Genomic DNA, 2,424 nt, shown 5'->3' with positions numbered 1-2,424 from the left:
GGAGCGGTCAGCGGCGGTGGTCAGGCGTTGGTCTGCTGCGCCTCGGCCGCGGCGCCGCCCTCGGCGAGCTCCTCCGCGGGGGCCTCGCTGCCGCTGGCGGCCGCGGCCTCGTGGACCTCCGGCCCGGTGGCGGTGTCGGCCTTGAGGCCCTCGGTGCCGCCGGCCTGGATGTCACCGACGGGCGCCGGGTTGTCCAGCAGCTCCTGCTCCCAGGAGGCCAGCGGCTCCTCGCCCGCACCGGCGCCCCCGCCGTGGCGGATCTGCAGGCCCTCGGCGACGGCGTCGGCCACGACGCGGGTGAGCAGGCTGATGGCCCGGATGGCGTCGTCGTTGCCGGGGATGCGGAAGTCGACGACGTCGGGGTCGCAGTTGGAGTCGACGATCGCCACGACGGGGATGCGCAGCTTGCGCGCCTCGTCGACGGCGAGGTGCTCCTTGTTGGTGTCCACGATCCACACCGCGCTGGGCACCTTGGCCATGTCGCGGATGCCGCCGAGGGTCTTCTCCAGCTTGTCCTTCTCCCGGCGCAGGACGAGCAGCTCCTTCTTCGTCATGCCGGAGCCGGCGACGTCGTCGAAGTCGAGCTCCTCGAGCTCGCGCAGCCGCTGCAGCCGCTTGGCCACGGTGGAGAAGTTGGTGAGCATGCCGCCGAGCCAGCGCTGGTTCACGTAGGGCATGCCCACGCGGCGGGCCTGCTCGGCGATGGCCTCCTGGGCCTGCTTCTTGGTGCCGATGAAGAGGATCGAGCCGCCGTGGGCGACGGTCTCCTTCACGAACTCGTAGGCGCGGTCGATGAACGACAGCGACTGCTGGAGGTCGATGATGTAGATGCCGTTGCGCTCCGTGAAGAGGAAGCGCTTCATCTTCGGGTTCCAGCGGCGGGTCTGGTGCCCGAAGTGCACGCCCGACTCGAGCAGCTGGCGCATCGTCACGACGGCCATGGGTGTTCCTCCTCGTGCCCGGCCGCAGCCGGGTTCGGTTGTCGCGGACGGCCGTCCGGCCGCCGCCCTGGCCCCCGCGGGGCGCTCCGCCGCGGCCACCGCAGGAGGTGGTCGCGGACCGGGGAGCGCTCCCCGGGCTCCCCGGCGCGGCGGGCGCGGGCCGCCGTCCGCGGGCCCGGACGCGGGGACGCGAAGTCGCCCGGCACGTACCGGGCGCCCGTCTATCGTACGGGGCGTGAGCGGCCCCCTCCACACCGGCCCGTCCCGGCCCGGACATCCGCGGGCGGGCGGGCCGCGGCTCGTCGAGCGGATGCGCGGTTTCGGCACGACGGTCTTCGCCGAGATGTCCGCCCTGGCGGTGCGCACCGGCGCCCTCAACCTCGGCCAGGGCTTCCCCGACGCCGACGGCCCGGCCTCCCTGCTCGAGGACGCCGTCGCGGCGCTGCGCTCGGGGCGCAACCAGTACCCGCCGGGTGCCGGCGAACCGGAGCTGCTGCAGGCGGTCGCCGCCCACCAGCTGCGCTTCCACGGTCTGCGGGTGGACCCGGACCGGGAGGTGCTCGTCACCGCCGGCGCCACCGAGGCGGTCGCGGCGAGCGTGCTGGCGCTGTGCGAGCCCGGCGACGAGGTCGTGGTCCTGGAGCCCGCCTACGACGCCTACGCGGCCGTCGTCGCGCTCGCCGGCGGCGTGCAGCGCAGCGTGCCGCTGCGGCGCGGCGAGGAGGGGTTCGGGCTGGACGTCCCGGCGCTGCGGGCGGCCTTCACCGACCGCACCCGCCTGCTGCTGGTCAACACCCCGCACAACCCCACCGGCGCCGTGCTCGGTGCCGCCGACCTGGCGCTGCTGGCGGAGCTGGCGATCGCGCACGACGTCGTCGTCGTCACCGACGAGGTCTACGAGCACCTGGTCTACGACGGCGGTCGGCACGTGCCGCTGGCGGCCCTGCCGGGCATGGCTGAGCGCACCCTGACGTGCTCGTCGGCGGGCAAGACCTTCGCCGTCACCGGCTGGAAGGTCGGGTGGGTGCACGGGCCGGCCGAGCTCGTGGCCGCGGTCCGCACCGTCAAGCAGTTCCTCACCTTCGTGAACGGGGCGCCGCTGCAGCCGGCGGTGGCGCGGGCGCTGGCGCTGGGCGGGGACTTCTTCGCCGCGCTGGCCGCCGACCACCAGCGCCGCCGCGACCTGCTCTGCGCGGGGCTGTCCAGCGCGGGCTTCGCGCTGACCGTGCCCGCGGGGGGCTACTTCGTCGTGGCGGACCCGCGGCCCCTGGGGTTCGAGGACGGCACGCAGCTGTGCCGGCAGCTGCCGGAGCGCACCGGCGTGGTGGCGGTGCCGGTGTCGGCGTTCTGCACCCCCGGCGGCGCGGCCGCGGCGCAGGTGCGGCCGCTGGTGCGCTTCACCTTCTGCAAGCGCGAGGCCGTGCTCGAGGGCCTGCTGCCGGAGGCCGACGAGCTGGACTTCGACCCGGCCGCGGTGCTGCCG

2 protein-coding genes are annotated in these 2,424 nt (G+C 75.1%); one reads left to right on the top strand and one right to left on the bottom strand.

Features of this window, described 5'->3' with window-relative positions; translation table 11 throughout:
• Positions 1-20 precede the first annotated feature (20 nt).
• Positions 21-941 carry a 30S ribosomal protein S2 gene (gene rpsB, locus ABEB16_RS20960; protein ID WP_345714120.1) on the bottom strand — a complete coding sequence of 307 codons (921 nt, stop codon included), beginning with the start codon at positions 939-941 and terminating at the stop codon, positions 21-23.
• 235 nt (positions 942-1,176) lie between these two features.
• On the opposite strand from rpsB, the gene ABEB16_RS20955 reads away from it, so the two are divergent.
• The coding region (locus ABEB16_RS20955) for a pyridoxal phosphate-dependent aminotransferase (RefSeq protein ID WP_345714119.1) at positions 1,177-2,424 on the top strand (1,248 nt) is incomplete at its 3' end.

Source organism: Kineococcus glutinatus (assembly GCF_039542765.1).
Taxonomy (GTDB): domain Bacteria; phylum Actinomycetota; class Actinomycetes; order Actinomycetales; family Kineococcaceae; genus Kineococcus_A; species Kineococcus_A glutinatus.
Note: the sequence above shows the minus strand (reverse complement) of the source record. Positions and strands in the feature narration are given on the sequence as shown.